15 protein-coding genes and 1 pseudogene are annotated in these 24,355 nt (G+C 49.2%); 4 read left to right on the top strand and 12 right to left on the bottom strand.

The window, feature by feature from the left end:
- The first annotated feature begins 102 nt into the window (after positions 1–102).
- Entirely contained in the window at positions 103–1,908 is a 1,806-nt protein-coding gene (locus tag MKY59_RS04030) for a flagellin (RefSeq protein WP_339276104.1), read from the top strand.
- A gap of 67 nt (positions 1,909–1,975) precedes the next feature.
- Here the strand turns inward: MKY59_RS04030 and MKY59_RS04025 are convergent, their stop codons facing one another.
- On the bottom strand, positions 1,976–3,154 hold the full coding sequence (locus MKY59_RS04025) for a DUF4317 domain-containing protein (protein WP_236420654.1): 1,179 nt from the start codon (positions 3,152–3,154) through the stop codon (positions 1,976–1,978).
- 257 nt (positions 3,155–3,411) lie between these two features.
- Entirely contained in the window at positions 3,412–3,813 is a 402-nt protein-coding gene (locus MKY59_RS04020) for a helix-turn-helix domain-containing protein (protein WP_339276101.1), read from the bottom strand.
- Between the two features lie 224 nt (positions 3,814–4,037).
- Between MKY59_RS04020 and MKY59_RS04015 the strand changes: the two genes are divergently transcribed.
- Positions 4,038–4,583 (top strand): NAD(P)H-dependent oxidoreductase, encoded by a 546-nt coding sequence (locus tag MKY59_RS04015; RefSeq protein ID WP_339276100.1) that lies wholly within the window; start codon positions 4,038–4,040, stop codon positions 4,581–4,583.
- A gap of 199 nt (positions 4,584–4,782) precedes the next feature.
- Here the strand turns inward: MKY59_RS04015 and MKY59_RS04010 are convergent, their stop codons facing one another.
- From MKY59_RS04010 to MKY59_RS03985, 6 genes are all read right to left on the bottom strand, one after another.
- Complete coding sequence (locus MKY59_RS04010) at positions 4,783–5,592, bottom strand: AAA family ATPase (protein WP_339276098.1); 810 nt, start codon at positions 5,590–5,592, stop codon at positions 4,783–4,785.
- A gap of 94 nt (positions 5,593–5,686) precedes the next feature.
- A complete protein-coding gene (locus tag MKY59_RS04005; protein ID WP_339276097.1) occupies positions 5,687–9,058 on the bottom strand; it encodes a HEAT repeat domain-containing protein in 3,372 nt (1,123 codons plus the stop codon).
- A gap of 430 nt (positions 9,059–9,488) precedes the next feature.
- On the bottom strand, positions 9,489–10,649 hold the full coding sequence (locus tag MKY59_RS04000) for a cobalamin-independent methionine synthase II family protein (RefSeq protein WP_339276095.1): 1,161 nt from the start codon (positions 10,647–10,649) through the stop codon (positions 9,489–9,491).
- 637 nt (positions 10,650–11,286) lie between these two features.
- Positions 11,287–12,276 (bottom strand): tRNA-dihydrouridine synthase, encoded by a 990-nt coding sequence (locus tag MKY59_RS03995; protein WP_339276093.1) that lies wholly within the window; start codon positions 12,274–12,276, stop codon positions 11,287–11,289.
- A gap of 284 nt (positions 12,277–12,560) precedes the next feature.
- The gene (locus MKY59_RS03990; RefSeq protein WP_339276092.1) at positions 12,561–13,130 is read right to left on the bottom strand and encodes a hypothetical protein; all 570 of its coding nucleotides are present in this window, start codon (positions 13,128–13,130) and stop codon (positions 12,561–12,563) included.
- Between the two features lie 73 nt (positions 13,131–13,203).
- Positions 13,204–13,731 (bottom strand): hypothetical protein, encoded by a 528-nt coding sequence (locus MKY59_RS03985; RefSeq protein ID WP_339276090.1) that lies wholly within the window; start codon positions 13,729–13,731, stop codon positions 13,204–13,206.
- A 244-nt stretch (positions 13,732–13,975) separates the two neighbouring features.
- Between MKY59_RS03985 and MKY59_RS03980 the strand changes: the two genes are divergently transcribed.
- On the top strand, positions 13,976–14,182 hold the full coding sequence (locus tag MKY59_RS03980; RefSeq protein ID WP_236420645.1) for a DUF2536 family protein: 207 nt from the start codon (positions 13,976–13,978) through the stop codon (positions 14,180–14,182).
- 180 nt (positions 14,183–14,362) lie between these two features.
- On the opposite strand, the gene MKY59_RS03975 is transcribed toward MKY59_RS03980, so the two are convergent.
- Both MKY59_RS03975 and cysD read right to left on the bottom strand, forming a co-directional pair.
- Positions 14,363–16,036, bottom strand: a complete 1,674-nt coding sequence (locus tag MKY59_RS03975) for a GTP-binding protein (RefSeq protein WP_339276088.1) — start codon at positions 16,034–16,036, stop codon at positions 14,363–14,365.
- Position 16,037: 1 nt separating this feature from the next.
- Positions 16,038–16,937, bottom strand: coding sequence for a sulfate adenylyltransferase subunit CysD (cysD, locus tag MKY59_RS03970; RefSeq protein ID WP_236420643.1), 900 nt, complete (start codon positions 16,935–16,937; stop codon positions 16,038–16,040).
- A gap of 555 nt (positions 16,938–17,492) precedes the next feature.
- Here cysD and MKY59_RS03965 point away from each other — a divergent pair.
- Positions 17,493–17,606 (top strand): annotated as a pseudogene (locus MKY59_RS03965) (IS3 family transposase); the annotation flags it as partial.
- 35 nt (positions 17,607–17,641) lie between these two features.
- On the opposite strand, the gene MKY59_RS03960 reads toward MKY59_RS03965, so the two are convergent.
- A complete protein-coding gene (locus MKY59_RS03960) occupies positions 17,642–22,090 on the bottom strand; it encodes an endo-1,4-beta-xylanase (RefSeq protein ID WP_339276087.1) in 4,449 nt (1,482 codons plus the stop codon).
- A gap of 353 nt (positions 22,091–22,443) precedes the next feature.
- Complete coding sequence (rlmD, locus tag MKY59_RS03955) at positions 22,444–24,069, bottom strand: 23S rRNA (uracil(1939)-C(5))-methyltransferase RlmD (protein ID WP_339276086.1); 1,626 nt, start codon at positions 24,067–24,069, stop codon at positions 22,444–22,446.
- Positions 24,070–24,355 lie beyond the last annotated feature (286 nt).

Below are 24,355 nucleotides of genomic sequence, written 5' to 3'. Positions count from 1 at the left end.
CAAGGGATTGCGGGCATTCATCTTCATGAAGCATTAGACGTATTTTATGGCTCTATGGTAAAATAGATCTGGAATATCCATTTCAAAACGAGGTATAAAAAAATGATCATCTCACATAATCTAGCAGCTTCAAATACGCTAAGAAGATTGCAGGAAAGCTCGAAGGCCGGTTCGAGTCGAATGGAGAAATTATCCTCGGGATTGCGGATCAATAAAGCGGCCGACGACGCGGCAGGATTGGCGATATCCGAAAAGATGCGGGCACAGATCAGAGGCTTGGACCAAGCGTCCAGAAACATTCAGGACGGTACTTCACTCATCCAGACTGCCGAGGGGGGTCTCGATGAAATCACCAGCATTTTGCAGAGGCAGAGAGAACTGATCATACAGGGCTTAAACGATACATACACCGATCAGGATCGGCAAATGATTGACCAGGAATTACGTGAGCTTACGAATGAAATCGACAGCATTTCGACAAAGACAGAGTTTAATACCATCAACTTATTGGCGAGAGACGATTATGAAATACTTGCCGATCGTTCCAATAGCAATACCGTCCATACCGTAAGTGATCCGCCTCCAACGACAACAATACATAAGTCCGTAGTATACAAACGACCGGGGGAGGCCGAAGAACCAAGGCATCTGGTAAGCAGCACGCAGACATCCGCAACAAGCAGCACACATTCCAATACCAGCACCATTACGCCGATCGTTTCACCGGATTCAAGACAGGGGTATAACGAATATACGGTCGACACCAACACAACCACTGTCACAGATACAACAACAACGATCCATGAAAGCCTGATGCTGTCCAATGACCCTAAATATTCGGAACCTAGTTATTGGCATTCCGTTGGCACGAACCAAACCAGCTTCGGTCCGGAAGGCTTTGCCGATGTATACGGTTCATTATTCGAAAACGTTGAAGTCAACGGCAGCACAAGAGCCCTGGAATATACCTCACGCAGTAACCCCGGAACTGTTCCGGCTTGGGACTATATGTCGTTTCCCGGGACCAATCTGTCCATAACGAGATTCCGAACCGTTTTGCCCGATAACTCCATGGAAATTAAATATGTCATTAATAATGGCGATTCATCGGACTCCAGCTTTAAACTGAGCAACCTCATGAATCCGCCTGTGGATTCTGTTGTCTATGATGCAAACGGAAATCCATTTCTGGCCGGTACGAGTGTGATCACTCCCCCATCCGGCAACACGTTTACTATGACGGGAACGGATGCAGACGCATCCATCACGTTTGACGATTCGCTTGGTTTTACCTCCCCGACGGGGCTGACGGTAAATAATCCGGCGGGGGGAGAGCCTCAGGTTCATTTTGACTGGGATCTGACGATCCCTGGCGGTTCAAGCATCACTTTGGGTTTCTCATACGGACCTTTTTCCTTAAACATGGATGTGTTCGAATTCACCCGTGAAACGGAAGTAACCCAACATATCGAAACAACCGTAGTTACGGATATTACGGATATCGATTATATACCGCCCAAGCTCGACATCCAAACGGGAGCCAACGAAGGCCAATCCGTATACATCCCTCTCTTCAATGTAGATGCCGAAGGCTTGGGGCTCACCGATATTGGACTGTTACCACCGGCAGATCCCAATCAGTCTTTGGTCCGAACCGACCGCGCATTGGAGAAAGTGACGAGTTATCGCGGCCTATACGGGGCTCTACAGAACCGAATGGAACATGCGTTAAACAATACGAACAATTCCACCATCCATTTAACCTCGGCGGAGTCACGTATTCGTGATGCCGATATGAGCAAAGAATTGTTGGGTATGACCAAATCCAATATTTTAACTCAAGCCGCCCAAGCGATGTTGGCGCAAGCCAATCAGAATCCCCAAACCGTACTGCAGTTATTAAATTAAAATAACGGAACATCTGCGCACAAATACCCCTTCCACATGGTTGGAAGGGGTATTTGTGTCTATTCCATTAACTTAAAAGCGTCTCTGAAGCAAGCGTAAACCCTTCGATCGCGACGTCTTCGTCGACTTCGATCATGATGCAGCGTTTTCCTTGAAAGTTCACCTGTTTCACATATCTTAAATCCTGCGGGCTCACCGAGATCGTGGCTACCTTCGTTTCGATTTTAATGGATTTGGACGTAAACTTAGGCATGACGCTGGTCGCTTTCATTTCGTAGTTTCTGTCGTCCACGATCGTTTCGAAGGCACGCTCCACCTTTTCGCTCGTCACGTCTTCTACGCCGCTTGCGGTCAGTACGCGCTCCACGTCTTTAAAATCCAGCTTCGCAGGTTCTTCCTCATGCGCCTCTTCGTTGCTTTCGATGACCCGGTTGATCTCCTCGTACACCTGTGCAATGGTCGCTGCGTCGAGCTCTTCGCCGGCTACTTCCTTCACGATATCTTCGAAGATCGCCCGTTCTTCAAGGGCCGTCACGGACCTTTCTCCGTTCAACACCTGTTCGACAAAGTGCGGGTCCGGGAAATTCGATTTGCCCGTACAATACAAAATGCGATTCACGTCGGAATAGTTGTCCGTCACGCTAGGATACAGGAACCCCTGCTCCGGCGTGCTCAGCTTGATAATCGGATCCACGATGACATTATATCTGAACTCTCGCTCCACGTAATCGAACAAGAGCGTCTTCTTTTGTTTTTCCGTCGAATTCACGCTGGACAGAATGAATGGATGGGCAAAAACCTCGTTCTTTTCGCTCTCTTCTGTTGCCTCGTTTCTGGCCTTGGTCGGCAAATAGTACTGTCCCTTCACAAACGTGACCACCATATCCCGCTCATACTTGGCATCCGCCAGCATTCTCTCCACGAGCATCAGCATCAAGTCCTGCCATTCCTCGGGATCGCCGGTCACGAGTGCCTGGTGGAGCAATACTTGCGCCGGTTCTTCCGCGTCTTCCTGAAACTTCAACTCGAACAACTTCTGATCCAGTTCGCCGGTCAGCAGTTTTTTGAAATTGCCCATGTACAGTTCTTGCTTCTCCCGATCTACCAGCTCGAACGGCAGGCGCTCCCAGTGATATATTTCATTGGTTTCCTTCGTAATATAGACATTGAGAATATCGTAAATATTCAGTAAATCGTGATCCAGCTTAAATTGCTTGCGAATATGCGCGATTTCTTTTTTGTTCATATGAGGTTTGGCAGCTCCTTAGAAATATTCTTGCTTATCGTATAAGTTGAACGAATGATTTTTACACGGAGCCACTACGTGGTCAGAACCATCTTCCGATCGCTGTTATCCCCAGATTTTTTTGATCCCCTTTGTTCAAGGGGAAAATCTGGTGATAAATGCGAACGCTTCGCTTCTCCAGATTCTTTCTGCCCTCTTCGTTATCGTGTAAATGTCTGGTCCAACTCATATAGTATAAATTATTGAGCGAAAATTTGTTAACGATCTTGCGGCTTGACAACGCTGCGTCCGGGCTCTCCATTCTTCTGCTCCTGATCCTCCAGCAAAACGATCTGCTCGCCCCGCTGCTGCCGGATATGGATGTTTTCCCTGCCCCAGGAACACATCACTTCGACGATCTGATTGGCGGTCACGCCGTATTCCGTGAGACGATATTCGACTTTGGGCGGCATCTGTTGGTACACGTAGCGCTGGACGATGCCGTCCTGTTCAAGCTCGCGCAGCTGCTGGATCAATACCTTTTGCGAAATGCCCGGAATGCCCCGCTGCAGTTCGCTCGTTCTTTTGACGCCGGACATCAGCAAACAGATGATCAGCGCCTTCCACTTTCCCCCGATGATTTCCAGCGTGGCCTCGATGCCTAAATGATATTGCTTCATGCACGGACACCTCGTTCATTCTGGTCTTAACCGCATGGGCCTGATCCTCTATTGTTGCATATTTGACCACCCTAGTCGAGTACATACCTTGAGGTAACTACCTTACTTCATTGTGTGTATTTTCTTTTCTACGGACCTGCAACATAATGGGGTTATTCCAAATAAACGAGGCAAGGCACATCCAAATACACATTTGAATTTTGGCCTGTGAAAGGATTTGAACGATGAAAACACTGGTGATTTTGGCACATCCGAATATAGAGGCTTCGAGGGTCAATCGGCGCTGGAAAGAAGAGCTGCTGAAGTATTCGGACGATATTGCCATACATGAAATTTACAAAGCATACCCCGACTGGAACGTTGACGTTCCGAAAGAACAAGAGCTGCTGGAAGGGTACGACCATGTGGTCTTTCAATTCCCAGTCTATTGGTACAGTTATCCCCCGTTATTGAAAAAATGGTTCGACGATGTGTTCGCGCACGGCTGGGCTTACGGATCAAAAGGCGACAAGCTCCAAGGAAAACGGTTCGGGCTTGCCCTGTCCATCGGCGACAAAGAGGAAAATTACCGGCCAGAGGGCTCGGTTTCGTTTACCGTGGATGAAGTGATCGCTCCGTTCAAAGCCAGCGCAAAACATGTGGGCGCGTCGGTGCTCCCCTATTTCGCCGTCTTTGGGTCTTCGTTTCAAGCCAGCGATGAGCACATCGACCAAAGCGCCGAACAGTATGTCCAGCATATTTTGAAATACCAGCCATATAGCGTTTCTTGATTCATTTTCGATATTTGTGATAAAAAAAGCTCCCTGCTCATCTGATTTAAGATTTGCAGGAAAGCCATGATCGCGAATGAAACATGGAGGTACGGAAATGCTCCGCAACTCCATGTTTTATGTTGCTCTGTTTCGGCGCCGCTTACCGTTTCAAACACCGTTATGCGAGGAACCCGCCCGCCATGCGCACGGGTCCTCTTCATTCGAACAATCGCTGATGCTGATGAAAGAATTGATAAAAAAATCGTACATTGTCCAGTTCGTACCACTCTGCCGTCTGCAAAACCTTGGCATCGAGATTGTAGATCTTTGCATGAAGCGTTCCGAGAACAAAGGGAGAATGCGAAGCAATGACAAATTGGCAATCGAAATACCGCGCCAGATCGTTCATCTGCTCTGCCAGCTTGATTTGGTTCGCCGGAGAAAGCGACGTTTCCGGTTCGTCCAACAAATACAGCTGCCCGGGAAGCAAATATTCCTCAAAAAACTGCATCGAGGTTTCCCCATTCGAATATTTCTCCTGCGCGAATTGAATGTTGGCCATTTGCTTTTTGAATTCATACGACTGCTCCAGTTTCTCTACCTCTTCCCTGCTCTTCCCCTGTACGGCCTGCTCATATAACAATCCCTCGCGCAGCACGCTGGACTGCTGTATTTTCTTGATTTCATACAATATATCCTCTGACTTGATGTACCGGCTCCCATCGGGAAGCTTGTATATGCGACGTTCCTGATCATCATGCCCGAGTTCGTAGCTGCTTTCCTCAATAAAGCGCTGGGCATAAATATTGTGGCCGTAACTGGTCATTCGCTCAGAGCCCGTAATTCCCAATTTATTGGCGATTAAATTCAGCAAACTTGATTTGCCGGAGCCGTTGCTGCCATATAATACGGTAATCCGGTCAAACAAAAGAACCTCCCCTGCAATGTGCTTGAACACATGATCGGGATAGATATTGGGATTGCTGGAGATATACGGGGAAAGTTTGAAGCTCCCTAGATACAGCATCGTCTCGCTCCCCCTTTCGGAAAATCATGCGAGTTTGGCACTCGTGTTGGCCATTATTCTATGGTGTAACCGTTCCGCCCAAGTACCGTTCATTCTACTCAAGCACAGTCCAAATATCCAATGCCGACAAACGAATGGCCTCATGCTCATGATTCCGGTAAGCTCTCAAACGGTCAGCACAAGCCTCATCCCACAATAGCGCCGTTCCGGCAGCCTTCAGCAAAGAAAGCCCGATATACTGAGCCGCAAATGACTGCCGTGCTCGCAATCTGTCCACGAGATCCAGAATCGCCTCCGGTCTCCAATACGCCTTGCTGGCATTTACTGCCTGCGTTATTTGTCTGTAGGCGTAATCCAACAAATGCGGGTGGGTGTCCGCCATTTGAATAACCGGTTCCAGCCGTACGTCAGCCTTGTCCGCCTGGTTCCATTCGACAACCGCCAAATATAGCTTGATTACGGCTGGTTTCATCGTTTCTTTGGACTTGAGGACATCGATCATGCCCACATATAGGGGAATGAGCACCCGCCTTGCATTTTGGGGCAGCGCGGCAAGCCTGTCCACCAATGCCAGCAAACGTTGTCGCTCCGGAACATCCCGCTCGGCGGCAGCGTTCCACTCTGCCTTTGTCTCCGTGTCGGCCAACTGCCTGCCGACGCCGATGACCTGATCATTCACTTTTCCGTCACGGCAGGCCGCAATGAGGGTATCCAGCGCGGTTTTCCACCTGGCATTGTCCTCCAAATCAATGATCGCTTTGCCCGCGGAGGCCGCGATCGTCTCTTCGTTTCCGTTTACCCAAAGGCTCATCGTTTGGAAAGCGGCTTTTGCAACAACGGCATCGTCATGGTCTGCGATTTCGGTAATCAACTGCAAATACCTTGGTCGATCCTTTTCGGGAAGCTCCCCGGAATGCTGGTTCAGCAGACTTCGTGCGATGTCCCGCTGCGGGGAAGAAGCCATGGTGCCCAGCATGGTCCAGCTGCGTTCATCGTCCAGACATTGTCTTGCGGCATGGCCTATGGCGATGACTACATCTTTGTGTACATTCGGTTTCTCGTATTCGCGAATGAGAAGCGTCATGCTCTCACTGCTTTTATAAGCACCGAGCAGCCGGATGGCCTCTTTTCTGACCGTAATTTTCAATTTCTCCCGATTCAGCAGGTCCGAAAGCAGCGACGTCAACAACACCGGGCTCACCCTGCGCATGCATCTAGGGATCGAATACATGGCGACACGAGCACGGTCTCCGTCCAGGTTGTCCAACAACACAGGTAGTGCCTGCTCCGGCTCTTCCCACAACGAATAGGCATAAAGCGCTGCTTCTACAACATGCACTTCCTCGTCCTGCAACAGGACTTCCAGTTGATCGGAGCAATAATCGGGCATGCTTGCCAAGCTGCGCATCGCGGATGCACGTTCATGGAAACTCCGTTTGCCATCCAGTGCCACCCGCTCCAGCAGGGATGCGAGCGCCTTTTGCTGGCGCGGCAGCCACCGATGAAACCCGTTATGGGCAGGCACAACATAAATCGTTTTACCCGACAAGTGTTTGCCTTTGATCACTTTCCCCGAGATGAAGGGGTCGAGCCATTCCTGGCGCTTCAGGTGCAGATGCATAAATACGTCGTGGAACGAGATAAAGGATGGATCTCTGTCCAGCAGTTCTCTGACCCTCTCATCCCGCGTTTTATACGGAAGCAGCCAATAGCGGACTGCCTGAGTCGACACCGTTTTGGCATACACCAGTTCCTCCAGCAAAAGCTGAAGCTTGGGCAATCGCTCCACCGCTTTGCCGAACGAACCAGCCATCCGCAGGACCACATTATAGTTTTCACGCTTGTTGGCTTCCACGCCAAAGGCATAAATCGTCTCGAACAACGTTTCCAGTGCACGGCTTGGCATGCTGTCCCAGTCCATGGAGAAGAGCGCAAACTGCCCGTCCCGCATAGCCAATCTTCCAAACGTTCTCAAGGCGAACTGGAACAGATCGCTCTCCGGTTCCAATGCGTGTTCTCGCAGTATGGCAAAAGCCAGCTTCTCCGTGGCAGACCTGGTCCCATATGACGTATCTCTGGCCTCGATCACGCTATCTACCAGCAAAGTCAGGTCGTCGATATGCTCTTCCGTAAACATGGGTGTGGGGCAGTTTGACAGTTCCGCCATAACCGTGCTGCGTACCGGGTCTTGGTCGTTTTTGACCCGGGTCAGGAAACGCAGCGTTTCATCCATCCCGCGCCTTGATAAAGCGGTGCTTCGAATGAGATGCCCGTAGGCCGCAGCACGCTCATCCGCATTGGACACCTGCACGGCTTGCTCCAGCTTCTCCCTAGAATGAGCAATTAATCGGCGCGCCGTCATTTCGAGCATGTTGTCCCGATCATCCCGAATATCGCGCAGTTCCAGCATGCGGGCGGCTTCTTTATCGCGCAGTCGATGCGGCAGCACGTCCAATAACTGTTTTGGGAAAACGCGCGTCTTGCGCTCGTTCTCCGGATATGCCGCATCAAACATCGCCGCGCGGCACGACGGCGCAAGGGCATCCAGCACCTTGGCAACATGCAGGGGTTGATCGGCGAGCAATACTGTCAGCGTTGTCCATTGTGCTGCGGTGAACCATTTTTTCTTTTTTAAAACGCCTGCAGGCACGCCATGATTCAGAAGATACCCTCGTGCCTCCTCCCGGGTCAGCAGCTCGAATACGCCTTCGGGATTCGTCTGAATCAGAATGCCCAATTGCCGTTTGAGCACGGGGTGAATCGTATCCGTAGGTCCGTACTTCAACGCACATTCCAGAACGACCGCCGGTCTTGAGACGCTCAGCACTTCGATCGCGGAAGAAAGTCTCCACCATATATATGCCTTTTCTTGATGCGTGGCGTTCTGCAAAGATTTCTCCAAATAATCCGCAACCAGTTCGGGATAACGCTTCGTTAAGATCCGCCAATTTCGCAGCGCATACCCAAGCTCCTGGAGTCGGCTTCTAACCATCTCCTCGCTGCATACAGACAAGATCAACGAAGCTTCTTGTGCGCCCCACCGGGCAAGCACGAGCGGCAGCAGTCGTTCCGCCCAATCCTGACGATATGTATTCACGATGCTACGCAGCAGTTGACGGCGGCCATGGTACGACAGCGCAACCATTGCGGCTTCGATCGAATAATTGGAATCTGTAACGACTTCCGGCAGCAGCCCGGCCGCCCGTCCTCTAACGCCTGCTTTTGGATGCTCAAGGGCAAGCAAAACCGCATTAGCATCCTTCACCACGCTGGCACCGCTTAAAGCCAGATGCGCCTCATAGGCGGTGCCGCTTTCCAGTAAAGCGATGAGCAGCGCAGAATACGCCGCCTCGTCATGATGCTGACGTCCCAAAAGCGCAATGTGCTTCATTCTTTCCGAGTAACCGAGCGAATCCAGTTCTTTGAGTACTTGCTCTTTGTCTAACGGATTATGGTTCAATCTCATGATGGGTGTATCTCTCCCTTCTATGTCTTGTAACCGGATGAAAGCATCCGTGCAATCATTTCGCACAGAAGCTCGAAAGGTTATAACTTCTGCGCAAGCGCGGGCTTCTCCTGTTTGAAGGCCTTGTTTCGCGAAGGCTTATGCCGTGGATTAGACTCTTATGAGCAGCCTCAATCATATAGGCGGATCAAATGTTTTTCCCATAAATTCTTGCAGTATATATGACGCAAGGACGTGCAATGAAGTTTGCTCAGACAGACCGAAACGCTGCATAAAAAATAGAGATGACTTCCGGCCCCTTTCACGGACCTTCGAGTCACCTCTATTTGCTCAACAAGTTTGCTATTCAAGTTCAGACACAGATCAAGAAAGTGTTACAACCACAGAGACTTATTCAGCAACAGCAGGGTACAAATCTCTTTGCAGCTTCTTAGTTGCCCCAGTATTGCTTGGCAATCTTCTGACCCTGGTCGATTTTCGCCCATTGCTCGGCTTCGCTGAGTTCGTTACCGCCATCGCAGGACGCAAATCCGCATTGGTGGGACAGCAGCAAGCGATCCTTGTCAATGATTTTGGATGCTTCGTCCAGCAGACGATATACACGCTCTTCATCGTCAAGGGTATTGGTTTTGGACGACAGCAGCCCCAGTACAATCTCCGTTTCAGGGCGGTCCTTGAACACCTCCAGCGCTTCAAGCGAACCCGCGCGCTCATCGTCCCATTCCAGGAAGAAGCGGTCATATTTCAACTGTTTCAGGAACAGATTCGCGATTTTTGCGTAAGATCCACCGCCCATGTTGCGGGAATCATAGTTGCCGCGGCAGTTATGCGTCCACATTTTCAAGCCCAGGCTATGGCCGAAGTCAATCACCGTATTGTTAATGTCAATAAATTCAGTGGCCAGCCCCGCCACTTCCTCTTGATTGATATGCTCGCCTGTAAACGGAGAGTTGGGGTTGTCGTCCGCAAACAGCTCCCACAAGCAATCATCGAATTGCAGGATTTTGCCGCCCGCCGCAGCGAACTCCTCTACGAATTCCTTATATGCACGCACCAGACCTTCTTTGAGCTCCTGTTTATTCTGGTAAACGGCATCCTTGCCGCCAATGTTATCCGACCAAGAGAGTTCACCGAAAATATGGGAAGGAGACGGTACACAAAGCTTGGTTTGCTGGTCGCCAGCCGTCTCTTGCAGCTGTTTGAATACTTGGATGAAATGATGATTTTTGCCGCTCAACTCGCCCGTAATGCGCAAACCGATATCTTTGCGCGTTTCATATTTCGATGTGCCGTCCACATCTCTGAAAAAATAGCCATGATCTGCGATATAACGCTCTACGCCATCAAAGCCCCACACAAAATCCAGATGCCACATCGATTTGGAGAACTCGCCGTCCGTAATCACCGACAGGTCATGCTCGATTTCTTTCTTTACAACCTGCTCAATGGCTTGCGCCTCGCACTGCGCATACCCTTCAAAGTTTTCATAGAACGGATATTGGATATCATCACGATGCTCAATTTGCGTTTTATATTTCAACAATTCCTCAGGACGCAACAAACTGCCTACGATCTGGAACTTATCAGTCATGTAAAAAACCCCCTCGTTGTATATGGCTATCATATCACGCAGAGTAGGGTTAGTAGGATTACTTAAAAAACATAACTAGTTATAGTTAAAAGCTATAGCAAGAAAGGACTATATAAATCTGTAATAAATCCCATCAGGCCACTGCGAGCGCAGTACCATCTTCCGATCATTGTTACCCCCCTGATTAATTCTTATTACATTACAATACATTTATACTAGCGCTATTTATCTATTCAATGACTAGAAATATTTGGTATAATCCTTACGCGATAGAAAGGCTGATATGGGCGGTCGGCTAATCTCCCTGAAGGGAGGTGATGCCTTGTGACAGTGTTTGAAGCGATGATGCTGATGCTAACCTTTGGTTCGCTGATTGCAGCGCTGCTGTCCAATAAACACAAGTAGACCGCCCTCCCATGCAAAGGTTGCGGTCTACTTGATCGTGTTCCTCTTGTTAAGCCCACCGCCCTTAAAAGCGGCTATTGCGCGGAGAGTCGTGTTACAGCACGGCTCTCTTTGCATTATAAGCTGTTCTTTCCCTTATTATAACATCATGGAAGAGGATTTCAATCTTGATGTGCTCATCAATGGAACGAGGGAGCCTTTATAATTACCCGTCGTATCTCAAAATGGAGACTTAATTTCCACGTTCCTCCGCCCCTTCATCATCCTTGCTTCCAAACTCATCAAGCAATGTACGCACTTCACTTGTGGATTTAGCGTTCATTAAGCTATTTCTAAGTTCGCTTGCGCCTCGAAATCCACGGACATAGATTTTGAAGAAGCGGGCAAGAGGACTGAACGAACGCGGCTCCTGTGCTGAGTATTGATCATAGAGATCCAGATGCAAGCGCAGCAGACCAAGCAATTCTTCACTGCTGTGTTCCTTCGGCTCTTTCTCAAAAGCAAACGGATTCTGGAAAATACCGCGTCCAATCATAATGCCATCCACGCCGTATTGTTCAGCGAGTTTCAAGCCAGTCTGACGGTCAGGAATATCCCCGTTAATGGTCAGCAGTGTATCTGGCGCCACCTCGTCGCGAAGTTTTTTAATCTCCGGAATCAGTTCCCAGTGAGCATCGACCTTGCTCATTTCCTCTCTAGTGCGCAGATGAATGGACAGATTCACGATGTCTTGTTTCAAAATATGGGTTAACCAGTCGCGCCATTCGTCTACGGCAGTGAAGCCAAGCCTTGTTTTCACACTGACGGGCAGTCCCCCGGCTTTGGCAGCCTGGATGATTTCCGCTGCAGTTTCAGGACGGCAGATCAGGCCGCTCCCCTTTCCATTCTCGGCTACATTCGCTACAGGACAACCCATATTGATATCGATGCCCTTAAAGCCTTCTTTCGCCATACCGATACTCATTTCACGGAAATACTCCGGCTTATCCCCCCAGATATGGGCGACCATGGGCTGTTCATCCTCTGTAAACGTCAAACGCCCGCGCACGCTTTTATTCCCCTCCGGGTGGCAATAGCTCTCTGTATTCGCAAACTCCGTAAAAAACACGTCCGGTCTGGCTGCTGCGCTTACGACATGGCGAAACACCACATCCGTCACATCTTCCATCGGTGCCAGTATAAAAAAAGGCCGTGGCAAATCACGCCAAAAATTGTTCGTCATCTCAAAAACCCCTCTATAAAAATCAGGACAACTCTTTGTCCTCGAAAATAAAAAAAATTAACCCTTCATGCCCTTGCTTCATCTTCACTTATAACATGCTTTAGCAACGTAGTTCAAACGACGGTCACGGTATATGTTATATGGTAGACATCTAAATGAGTATATCATACCCAAGAGACCAGCAGACTCCCCAATGAACTCGCAAAAAAAGGAAGGGCGCCGCCCCTCCCTGCTTACCACCGATGGATGACACGATGTGCCTCGTCAATGAAAGACGTTTGTTGTCATAACGTACTGCGCCGCAGCTCATAAAAATACTGCACAGCGGGATGTTTTAATTTTACCTTATCCGACATATTTAAAATTCGCTTTTTGCCAACTCGCTTGTCCACCAAAGCCAAAATATTCAGTAAAATATCGTTGCTCTCCAGGCTTTCCTCGATTGAAGTCGACAAGAACGTCGTCGCTGTAACGGTAAAATTGGATTTGCTTAACGCGGTCTGCGCGGCTAAAAGCTCTTTAGCAAGCTCTGAAATTTTCCGACTTCTTGCAATGACTTTTAGACGATCCTCGGGAATCGTGCCTTTGGCATCTTTTCGGACCGCTTCAATGTCTTCAACGCTAATCGGGATGTAGAGTTCTGGATCATTTTTGATTTCCTGCTCTGTCTTATACCAACGGATGGAGCTAGTTGCATCACTCATATTAAGCACGTTCTTTTTATCTACAGTGAGATAACAACTTCCGGATTTATCAGGTAGATAACGGTAACTGGTTGCCCGAAATTCGACCCTTTCATTTAACGCAGGAGAGATGAAACTCTCCAAATTTTGCTTCAATTTACTCCAGGACATGGTCCCTCCTATGTTTTAAGACCTATTATCTGTATTTGTATTTGTATTTGTGACTCTTTGGCGTTCTCTTGTTTCAACAAATGATCTTCTTGGAATACACCGTAAGCGTATAAACGTTGTCTGAGTCGGAAGAAGGGCTAGCTTCATCCGTTTCATCTGCATCATCTAACTCAAGAGTGGTCACTCCATCGAATTGAGCTTTGTTGACATACAGTGATAAAACCTCAATCATGTCATTTACCTTGTTTAAGCTACATCTGAAGGGGAGTTCTATACCCTCATAATAAGAAACGACAGAAAAACGGAATGCTGGAATCTGATCGTCCGCCCACAGATAATAGACAAACGATTTTCCTCGATAATATTTTCTCAAATAATCAGACCAAGACGTCTCAATAAAGCCAAAAATCTGTTGTAATTCGTTTATTGATATATTGTTCTTTTTAATTAGCTTATTCAAATGTTGGATGGTATAAAGGTTAAACTGCGCCTCGGAATGGTATTGTTCTTTATCGTTAGAGAATAACAGATTTGGGTGCTCTGCAATCGCCGATATTTCGTAAAATGCCTTTAATCCTTTATTCTTAAGAAAATCAATCATTTTTATAGTCACGACCTCATATTAGATCCAAGTCCATTGTACCATAAGGTGGAGTATTCGACTTTTACTATTCAAGCATAATTCTACCTTGTCGCTTGGGTACCCTCAGTATAGAAACCCAACCGCCTCCATCGTTTTGTTCGCTTCGTTTGCTCTTGCCGAACCGGAAAAGCTCCTCTACAATAAAAGCTCGGCAGGCTTTTGTACCTGCAAATCGTGACATGGAGGAGGTCTGAACGATATTATGGAAATTTCATTGGATATGATCAAAGACAAAGTCGAATGCCTGCAGGCTTATGACTTCCATGAACTGGAACGGGCGATTGAAGACCGAATCGGAATGAATAAGGCTCTGCTGCTGCGGGTGAAGCAGGTCCAGCATCAAGTGACGTTCGACTCGCTTCGCGACAAGATGTTGTATAGTGCAGTTGTTCATTTTTCAGCAGATTGATGGACCAGAACGTCGAACAGTAAAAAAACCGAATTGATGCGTAATAAAGCAATCCGGTTTTTTATTGTTTTTTGTCCCCACAATAAAGCAAATTCAGAGATCCCTCTCCCCACCTAAAGGAATCTTGACGAAACAAACAAGCGGCTGCCTGATCGGCAACCGCTGTATCTGACATGCTTATTAAATGTCGTAGCTATCCGAAGGACTGTGAGCGATAACGGATTTCACGACTCGTTTAACTACGGATTTCGCGGCATCCTGGGTGGACGTTCCGCCGATCTCGTCCGCGTTAACTTCGATAAATCCTTTGCCCCCGATGATCTCTCGAGCTGTCTCAAGTTCGCCCGCACTGATAGAATCATGGGATACCAGTGTGATTAGGCCGGCGTCGTTCAACACCTTTGCCACCTCCGCCGTGCGGCGGAACGATTCTCCCCCGACGCTCTCAAGCAGCATCGTATGGTGACCGGATGACATTAGTCGCTTCTCCACTTCCTTGGCGAGAGCTGCCGTATCCGAGCCAGTAAACCAGACGGTGAGCGGAGATTGTCCTTTTTGCTGGGCGCGAACCTCTCTCGTGATCCCCGTATCCGGTGTGGCAAATCGGCTGTCTCCCTTCAACGCTTCATCGATGACTCCGCAAGCCGACGTCATGTTGGTGACACGATCGATAAGGATAAAACCTCCGATGCTCTTATTGTGTTCGAAGGAATCGAAGACGATGCGATCCGACAGCGTGAATTCACACTTGGCCAATTCGTTCTTAACAATTTGATCCGCCGGAACGGTATGGCCCGTGTTAATGTCAATCTTATGGGTAATCGCCGTTACAGTGCCCGGAAGAGTCTTCGTTCCGACCTTTACCCAATAATGCTTGCCCGGAGTCAGGACGGAATCGTCCATCCACAGGATCGTAGATACGAAGCTTTCCGCTTCTTGGACTTGATTGTCCATCGTGAGCACGCAGCCCCGCGAGACATCGACTTCGCGGTCCAGTTGTATCGTAACCGGTTGGCCGGCATAAGCCGAATCCCGATCTTGGTCCGTCACCAAAATCCGTTTAACCTTTGCTTTCTCCCGACTTGGCAGAGTCATGAGTTCGTCTCCGACCGAAATCTTACCAGCCTCGATCTGGCCCTGGAACCCACGGAACGTATGGTCCGGTCTGCTTACACGCTGAACCGGCATCATGAAAGGCTTCGCATCATCGGCAGTATGAATATCTATATTTTCCAAATACGGCAGTAAAGCTAACCCTTCGTACCAAGGGGCATTCGGCGACTTGGTTGTGATATTGTCCCCTTCCGTAGCGGACACGGGAATGACCTGAATGCTCTTGATTTGCAATTCAGCCGTCGTTTGGATGAACTCTTCCTTGATCGCCTCGAACGTCCTCTGGTCGAAGCCGACCAGATCCATCTTGTTCACAGCCAATACGAGGTGCTTGATCCCCATCAGGGCGCAGATCCGGGCATGGCGTTTGGTCTGGGTAATGATGCCTTTGGTAGCGTCCACCAGAATGATGGCTAGATCGGCAAAGGAAGCGCCTACAGCCATGTTGCGCGTATACTCTTCGTGTCCCGGCGTGTCCGCCACGATGAAGGAACGATGAGACGTCGTAAAATAACGATAAGCCACGTCGATCGTAATCCCTTGTTCGCGTTCAGCCAGCAAGCCGTCGAGGAGCAACGAGTAGTCGATCTTGCCGCCTCGGCTTCCCAGTCGGCTATCGAGCTCAAGCGCGCGTTCTTGATCGGCGAACAGCAGCTTGGCGTCATAGAGCATATGTCCGATCAGCGTGGACTTGCCGTCATCCACACTTCCGCAGGTAATGAATTTAAGTAGACTCTTCATGTTAGAAATAGCCCTCCCGTTTGCGTCGTTCCATGCTTCCCGCCGCTTCTTGGTCGATAACCCGACTGGTCCGTTCGGAAGATACCGCACCCAATGTCTCCTCAATGATCTCGTCCAGCGTAACGGCATCGGACTCGACTCCGCCCGTGAGCGGGTAGCAACCTAACGTGCGGAAGCGAATCTTCTTCATCTCTACCTTCTCGCCAGGCTCAAGCTTCATCCGCTCGTCATCCACCATGATGATATGCCCGTCACGATTAACGATCGGTCTTACGTCCGCGGAGTAAAGCGGAACGATATCGATGTTCTCCCGACGAATGTATTGCCAGATATCCTTCTCGGTCCAGTTGGACAGCGGAAAGACTCGAATGCTCTCTCCCTTGTTGATTCGCGTGTTGAACAGCTTCCACATCTCCGGACGTTGGTTCTTCGGGTCCCACGAGTGGTTCTTGTTCCGGAACGAGAAAATCCGCTCCTTGGCACGCGACTTCTCCTCATCACGTCTTCCCCCGCCGAACGCAACCGTGAATCCGTATTTGTCCAATCCCTGCTTCAGGGCTTGGGTTTTCATAATGTCGGTATATGCGGAACCATGGTCGAAGGGGTTGATTCCTTGTTGAATAGCCTCTTCATTAGAGTGCACGATCATCTCGATACCGAACTCCTTCGCCTTTCGGTCGCGGAACTCGATCATCTCCTTAAACTTCCAGGTTGTATCGATATGCATGAACGGGAACGGCGGCTTCTCGGGGTAGAAAGCCTTGAGGGCCAAGTGCAGCATGACCGAGCTGTCCTTGCCGATGGAGTACAACATGACCGGTTTCTCGCACTCCGCTGCTACTTCTCTGATAATGTATATCGCTTCAGCCTCAAGTTGATCCAGATGTGTTAGTTCTTGCATGGCAAGGCGGCCTCCTTTTAATCCTTACTAAAACCATCGTATTTATAACCTTATCCTATCAGATTCCATCTTTATTGCAAAGTGGAAAAAAGTAAAATTTATGATGTTTATGTATTGGATCAACGATATTCCGCATCGAGTAGCGGCTCCCTCCTAAATAAAAGCGCGTAAACGAATGATTTTGAGTCGGTTTCTATATAAACCACAAAAAACAAACACACGTTAACGGAGAGGTAGAACCAATCTGGAGAAGCAAAGCGTGCGCTAAAAGCTTTCTGAAAGAAAGCTGCATCGGAAGCATAGGCTGTTCACCGGATTTTCCCCTTAGAAAAGGGGAATCCAAAAAATCTGGGGATAACAGCCATCGGAAGATGGTACTGCACTCGCAGTGCTCTAGTGTGAATGATTAGTGCGGTTTATATAGGCTCTCGGGATTCAGTTCGCCCCATATTGGCATAGAATCGAGTATTTGCAAATTCATGAAATGGATGAAGCAAAAAATCGAAAGTTACCAAAGTTTCAGTAAAGCTGAAATTTGAACTCATTCATCGTATGATCCAAACCTGCAAATGGAAGCGGTTGGTTAGCGATCTATACTACAATCATGATCGAGGGCAATGGAATTTGAAAAAGCTGCCGCCTGTAAAGTACAGACAGCAGCTTCAATGAGTTGCCTAATTTTTCGAGATATCCTTTAAAATCACTTACATTTTCCAGATCCGGTAGAGAATCATCGCTGCTTCAGCGCGGGTCAATGGTTCGGCTGGTGCAATTTTGCCATCTTTGCCGTTGACGATTTCGCTTCCTACGAGGGATGTTACACTATCTACAGCGTAAGTGGAAATGCTTGCAGCATCGGAATAAGGAACCAGATTTCCGTTGCCGACAGTTTGCTTACCAGCTGCTTTCAGGGCTTTCGCCGTCAGAACCATCATATCTTGACGGGAAATGCTGCTGCCTGGTTTGAATGTATTATCTGCGAATCCGGATGCGATACCCAATTCTTTGGCAATAGCCACGGCCTGTGCATAGTACGCGTTTGGCTGTACATCGCTGAAAGCTGCCGTGTTCGTGTCCGAGCCCTTCAATTCAAGCGCTCGAACAAGCAAGGTGATAAAGTCTGCTCTTGTGATGGAAGCCGCAGGAGCAAAGCTGTCATCGGAAACGCCTTTAATAATATCGCGCGCAGCCATCGCTTCGACTGCTTGTTTTGCCCAGAGGACATGTTGCACATCGGCAAAAGACTTGGTTACGTATGCCACCCCATAGGTGCTAAATTCAGTTGTTTTGAACACAACCGAGCCGGACTTAGCATCATAGCGTCCGTTTGGTATCGCTGTTGCCTGTCCTTGATTATCAATGCGTAGAATCACGATTTGATCTGTATTGACAAGCTCCTGCGCAGCTGGTGTGTACGGTACGGATACCGTTACAGGGGCCGCAGGATTGTTCCAGGCCAGAACACGGTCCCCGGCTTTTACGCTTAGATCGATCACCGGACGGCTGCCCACTTTAGCGCGAACATCTGCACTCAAGCGATCTGCCGAGATTTTGTTAATCTGAATAGAGACTTGGCCTGCTTGTTCCGTGATATTAGAAAGCATGTTGGACGGAATTTGAAGTGTTGCATGGTCCGTCTTAAGCACAAACTCAACATTATTGTTGCTTTGCAGGTTTGAAGTCGGGAATTGCACAACATAGGATTGTGCATTTGCTTGCTTCGGCACTTCGATGGCAACCTGTTTCTTGCCATTTTCACCTGGAGAAGCTTTTTCAATGGCTTTATTCAGGCTCTCGCTCGAAATGGTTGCTGTGGCTGTTTCATTTTCGACTTTAATTACCGGTACAACCACCGAATCGTTCCCTGGCAGCTGTGGTTGAGGCTGGGGCTGCGGAGTAGTCCCTGAGCTCGATCCGCCACTACCACCATGGTTACCTCCACCGTTGTTGCCTCCACCGTTGCTGCCGCCGGAAGAAGGTTTGCCAGTCAGCGTCAATTCACCGAATACGGAAGTATCCTGGTAGCCTTGACCGGATGCATCGTTCCATGCGTTCACGCTGATTCTGCTGCCGTCTTTGGCATCATTAATCTGCGCATCAAAGCCAATTTTGGCATTGTTCGCAGGTTTAACCTTTTTGAATGGAATCTTCATTTCAACGGTGTAGTTGGTACCGGCAACAGCGACTTTGGATTCGAAACCTGCTGCGATTTCCGCGGGATTAAAGGATGCGACGTTCTCAAAATTCACTCTGTATTGTCCATCATCGTCTTGGAAGCTGGACGTTTTTCCGTTATTTTCATCAACGAAAACTTCGACGGAATCCTGCTCCCATGCATTCGGGTTGGTCTTGTTCAGTTGATCGTCTCTGACTTGAACGAGCACATACAGATTGTCGTCATCCCAGAGTACTTTTGCTGTTCCCGTCGCACCGGACCATGCCATTTGCTTCGTATCCAGTTTCAATTCAGGAGCGTTGCTCCATATGCTGTCTACGGAGCCATCGATAGCCGGTGTCCCATAGTGAGCGGTTGATTTCTTGTATTCAAGCTCTTCAGGTGGATTTTCCGTCAGGTACTTCTCCGGATCAACGACCCCGTAGAACGCCTCTTTGGCTTGAAAACTCTTATCGAACAAGGTCGGGTTCTGCTCGGCTCTCCAGCTGGTGCCGTCATTTAACCCCCAGAAGGTGACACGCGGAATATGCTCGCTGTTTTTCTTATAGAGATCCATCAATTGGGCATACAAGTATGCCTGCTGTTTCGCTTCTTTTTCAGTGATTGCAGAGTTGGTGCCTGCCATGATGTCCAATTCGGTCACGCTGACTTCTACGCCCAAGGAAATGAAACGCTCCAGCGACATCTTGACATTGTCCAATCTGGTGCCCAGATTATAGTGGGCTTGCATGCCGATGCCGTCAATCAGTTTCTCGCCAGGGTGATTGGCGGCGTACTTCTCATTGATCTCTTTCACCATGCTGTAGATGGCCGTAGATTTATTCTGGTTGTCATCGTTGTAGTCGTTGTAGTAAAGCTTGATATCCCAGCCGTTCTCATCAATGACTTCTTTTGCCGCGAGGAATGCCTCCTCAATAAAGTCGGGGCCGATGGCTTGCAGCCAGCCGGAATTACGCAATGCATTTTTCCAGTCTTCCGGATTAGGCGGGTTATCGTTCATGGCTTCGTTGACAACGTCCCAGGAAATGACTTGGTCACCAAAGTGCTCAACGACCGTTTTAACATGCGTTCTTAGATTGGCCAGAGCTTCATCACGGCTCAATGGTTCGCCGTTAGCTGCGGTATGAAGCCATGTAGGTGACTGCGCATGCCAGACGAGCACGTGGCCGTGTAGGTCAAGGCCTGCATCTTTTACTTTTTGGACAAGGGCATCTTCTGCGGTGAAATCAAATTCTCTGTCCTTGCCATAGGCATAATCAGGCTTCATATCATTCTCAAACGTAACGACATTGTGATGCTTCTTCAGAAGCTTAAGCCTTGTCTCGTCAAAGGTGGACGGATTAACAATGTTGCCGATCAGGAAATCATCCTTGTAAACATCCTTAAGATTAGGAAGATTTTCTTGAATCGGAGGCGCGACTGCTACAGGTCCTAAATATTTTAGAGTAAAGTCATCTAAGAAAAAGGTACGGCTGCCCCCGTCATTGTTTGCCGTTTCAATATAAGCGTTGAGTACGCTTGGAGTAGTGGTGAGCGTATACTTGCCTGTTAGGCGTACCCATTCTTGATCTGTAACGGTTGCATTCTGTGAAACGTTTGCAAAGCCGCTGTCCGCATATTGAACACTGATACGAAGTGTTGTAGGTGCTTGGCCAGACGCCATTTTCACCCATGCAGACAGCTCGTATTCGTGATTCTTTGCCATTTTACCGGCAGCACCAACCAAGGCTGCATCATATTGCGCCGTAGTCGTCACAAGCAAGCTTTGCTTGCCGTCAGGTGTATGATTATCGTCTTGGGAAAGGACTACCGTTTCACGGCCGTTCCGTGCTTTGAATCCATCCAGACCATTCTCAAAGTCTGCAGAGATGCCCGTTTTATCCACAATCTCTGGTGCGGTTTGACCAGGGGTCACATCGGTGATGATGACTTCATCAATGTAAATATCCGAGGTTAAAGCATTGCCCGATGGTTCAACATAGATGATGAACTCATTCGTTCTAGAAGGGACTTCGTAGCCTTTGGTTTCAAATAAAGTCCAGTCGGAAGCGGTTACAAGCTTATTCCCTATAAGCCAAGGATACTTCTGATCATCGGGCAATATTTCAGAATCCATCTTGGAAGCCAGATGGAATTCGCCTTCACCTGAATCGAGTCTGACCTTGAGGGAAATATCATACTTACGGTCGGATTTCATCTTGCCAGTAAGTACGAGAGCAGGAACGGCCTTCTCATCAGCCCGGTTGAAGAACTTCAGAGATTTCGTACCTTCGGAGGCTACGCCGTCAACGACCGCAGTATCCCCGCTCGATCCCCAGCCCAGCTTGCCCCAGCCTCCGGTATTTCCATCTTCAAAGCTTTGGTTCAGGATCACAGCAGGTTGGACAGGTGTTGCTACTTGGGTGATCGTGATATCCCCGATATAGAAGGGGACCTCCTTCCCAGCTTCATCAGACTTGATTCGCAGAGCTGTATTGACCACACTGGTAACGGAGAGATCTGCAGACAGTAAAACACCTTCTCCTGCTTTAAAATCTGAAGAGCTGATTCCATTGTATGCCTCTGAGCCAGCGACACCCTTGTTGGTTACAATTTCAAGGACGGCTTTCCCGGCTGCAGGTGCGTCAGAATCTTCGTCAACATAAACGGAAGCGGTTACAGTATACTGTTTGTCAACCACCAAACCAAGGTCACTGAATGCGAGGTCCACGCCGTCCCAGTTATTGGATCGATTATTCACTTTTAAAGCAGCTCCATCATCATTTCCGGCAAACGGCTTGCCAGTTACAGCGCTCAGCTGGGCACCGCCTGATTGAGCTGCCTTGCCTTGACCATTCTGGAACGTTTCCTGGTAAACGATTTGTGAATTAGATTCCACTGGATCAGCTGCACTGATTGTCGGAGCAACCAAGCCGCCTGGAAGAAGCAGAGCCGCTGCAAGCAACCCGGAAACGACCCGCTTAAATGATTTCCTCATTCGAAGCATTCCCCCCACATGAAATTTTTCAAAAACCATGTAAAGCGCTTACATAATTTACTGTAACCAGCCTCCTTTCTCCCCAGATAATACCACTTCATGAAAGAGAAATCTTACTCCAAATTAAAGGTGAATCCTAGATTATTTCAGAATTATACAAAGTTTGATACGGGTACGAGACGATGCTCTTCGTTCCGCAGATCAGGCTGCGGGAGATAAATTCGTGAATCTTTTTGCCGTGCATAGGAAGCAAACTGACAAAAAAGACGCTGGGAAGGAATTTACCCAGCGTCTTTCATTTCTTTTAATGCGTCGGTCTTCTGGCATAGAGCCTTTCGCACATTGCTCTCTTTCTAGTGCTCTGTTTCATTCCATACCAACACCGCTACACTCTCCACATGAACCGTATGCGGGAACATATCCACCGGCTGCACCTCAAGCGTCCGATACCCGCCGTCCTCCAGTACGCGCAAGTCGCGTGCCAAGGTGCTCGGATTACAGCTCACATACACCACGCGTTCCGGCTTCATCTCCAGGATCGTCTCCAGCAGGCGCGGATCGCAGCCTTTGCGCGGCGGGTCGACGACGATCACGTCGGCTTCGATGCCCTGCTCTTTCCAGCGCGGAATGACGTCCTCGGAAGCGCCGACCTCGAAGGTAACGTTGCGCATGTCGTTCAGGCGGGCATTACTGCGGGCATCCTCGATGGCTTCGGGAACAATCTCGACCCCGTATACCTGATCCGCATGCTGCGCCAGGAACAGGGAGATCGTACCGATGCCGCAGTACGCGTCAATGACGGTCTCTTTGCCGGTCAACTCGGCATATTCTACCGTTTTGCCGTAGAGCACTTCGGTCTGCACCGGGTTGACTTGGTAGAACGAGCGTGCGGAAATGGCGAACTGCACGTCGCCGATATAATCATAGATCACGTCACGGCCCCACAGGACGCGGGTTTCGTCGCCGAAGATGACGTTGGTCTGTTTTTTGTTGATGTTCTGGCAAATGCTCGCGACTTGCGGCAAAGCTTCGCGAATGCTGCCGATCCATTCGTCCCGATGCGGGATGTCGCGTCCGTTGGTGACCAGCACCAGCATCATCTCGCCTGTGCGGAATGCCTTTTTGACCACGACATGACGCAGCAGCCCGCGGCCTGTCTCCTCGTTGTATGCACTGATGCCGAGATGGCTGCCGATTTCCTTCACCTTGGCAACCACTTCGTCGTTGTGCTCATGCTGGATCAGGCACGCTTCCATATCAATGATGCGGTGGCTACCACGGGCATAGAAACCGCCCACCAGGCCGCCTTCCACCGCACCCATGGGCACCTGTGCCTTGTTGCGGTAACGCCAAGGATCCTCCATGCCGAGCGTAGGCAGCACGCGAATGCCTGTCCCGCTTGCACTCTCATTGTCAGCGCCATCCCCCTCAACGAGCACGTCCAGCTTGCCGATCCGCTGCAAATTGTCGATGACGAGCTGGCGCTTCCATGCCAGCTGGCCGGCATAGCTCATATGCTGAAGCTGGCAGCCTCCGCATTGATCGTAGATCGGGCACGGGGCGGCGATGCGATCCGCGCTGGCTTTCACGATCTCCAGCAGTTTGGCGTAGCCATACTGCTTTTTGGTTTTGAGCACCTTCACGCGCACGGTTTCGCCCGGAAGCGCACCTTGCACGAAAAGCGTGTACCCGTTCGCGTGGCCTACGCCTTCGCCGTCATGGTTCATGCCGATGATGTCAATGACGGTCTCTTCATTTTTGCTCACAGGCAGCCCTTCGATCGGAGCGCTCCGCGCGCCCCCCTTCGGACGAACGGCAGAAAGAGATGCGCCTTGTGGCCGCACCTCCTTCGTTTGCTGGCGTGTAGTCTGACGAGATGTTTTCTGCGGCTGGCGTGACGCTGCTGTGCTTCCTTTACCTTGCGGGCCAGCCGAATTCCGGCGGCTTTTTCCACGACCGCTGCGGTTACTGTTTGACAACGTACATTCACTTCTTTCTATCCATATATGACCCTGCCTTTGTAGGCAAAGGGATTCTATCGTTACTATTCCAGCGATAACCCTCAGGGCAATTCCCAACGCTAATCTCACGTCCTCGAATTGTAACGAACCTGACACACCTTATTCACGCCTAAAACCGTCTTCTGATATTCTAACGAACTTTAGACACGTTATTCCGCTTCACAACCGTGTTTTCGAGTCATTTCCGCCTGAATAGCGACGCAGATGTTCGTTAGAGCAGCAGCAACGTCGTTTTCGCCAAAAT

The sequence above is a fragment of the Paenibacillus sp. FSL W8-0426 genome (genome assembly GCF_037969725.1).
In the GTDB taxonomy this organism is placed as follows: domain Bacteria; phylum Bacillota; class Bacilli; order Paenibacillales; family Paenibacillaceae; genus Paenibacillus; species Paenibacillus hubeiensis.
The sequence above is the reverse complement of the archived record's forward strand: the minus strand, read 5'-3'. Positions and strand labels throughout refer to the sequence as shown.

What these genes read in the sequence shown, in the direction of transcription:
- MKY59_RS03960 (WP_339276087.1), bottom strand. Translation starts at nt 22,090, where the DNA reads ATGAGGAAATCATTTAAGCGGGTCGTTTCCGGGTTGCTTGCAGCGGCT.
- MKY59_RS04005 (WP_339276097.1), bottom strand. Translation starts at nt 9,058, where the DNA reads ATGAGATTGAACCATAATCCGTTAGACAAAGAGCAAGTACTCAAAGAA.
- MKY59_RS04015 (WP_339276100.1), top strand. Translation starts at nt 4,038, where the DNA reads ATGAAAACACTGGTGATTTTGGCACATCCGAATATAGAGGCTTCGAGG.
- MKY59_RS04025 (WP_236420654.1), bottom strand. Translation starts at nt 3,154, where the DNA reads ATGAACAAAAAAGAAATCGCGCATATTCGCAAGCAATTTAAGCTGGAT.
- MKY59_RS03975 (WP_339276088.1), bottom strand. Translation starts at nt 16,036, where the DNA reads ATGAAGAGTCTACTTAAATTCATTACCTGCGGAAGTGTGGATGACGGC.
- MKY59_RS03995 (WP_339276093.1), bottom strand. Translation starts at nt 12,276, where the DNA reads ATGACGAACAATTTTTGGCGTGATTTGCCACGGCCTTTTTTTATACTG.
- MKY59_RS04000 (WP_339276095.1), bottom strand. Translation starts at nt 10,649, where the DNA reads ATGACTGATAAGTTCCAGATCGTAGGCAGTTTGTTGCGTCCTGAGGAA.
- MKY59_RS03990 (WP_339276092.1), bottom strand. Translation starts at nt 13,130, where the DNA reads ATGTCCTGGAGTAAATTGAAGCAAAATTTGGAGAGTTTCATCTCTCCT.
- cysD (WP_236420643.1), bottom strand. Translation starts at nt 16,937, where the DNA reads ATGCAAGAACTAACACATCTGGATCAACTTGAGGCTGAAGCGATATAC.
- MKY59_RS04020 (WP_339276101.1), bottom strand. Translation starts at nt 3,813, where the DNA reads ATGAAGCAATATCATTTAGGCATCGAGGCCACGCTGGAAATCATCGGG.
- MKY59_RS04010 (WP_339276098.1), bottom strand. Translation starts at nt 5,592, where the DNA reads ATGCTGTATCTAGGGAGCTTCAAACTTTCCCCGTATATCTCCAGCAAT.
- MKY59_RS03980 (WP_236420645.1), top strand. Translation starts at nt 13,976, where the DNA reads ATGGAAATTTCATTGGATATGATCAAAGACAAAGTCGAATGCCTGCAG.
- MKY59_RS04030 (WP_339276104.1), top strand. Translation starts at nt 103, where the DNA reads ATGATCATCTCACATAATCTAGCAGCTTCAAATACGCTAAGAAGATTG.
- MKY59_RS03985 (WP_339276090.1), bottom strand. Translation starts at nt 13,731, where the DNA reads ATGATTGATTTTCTTAAGAATAAAGGATTAAAGGCATTTTACGAAATA.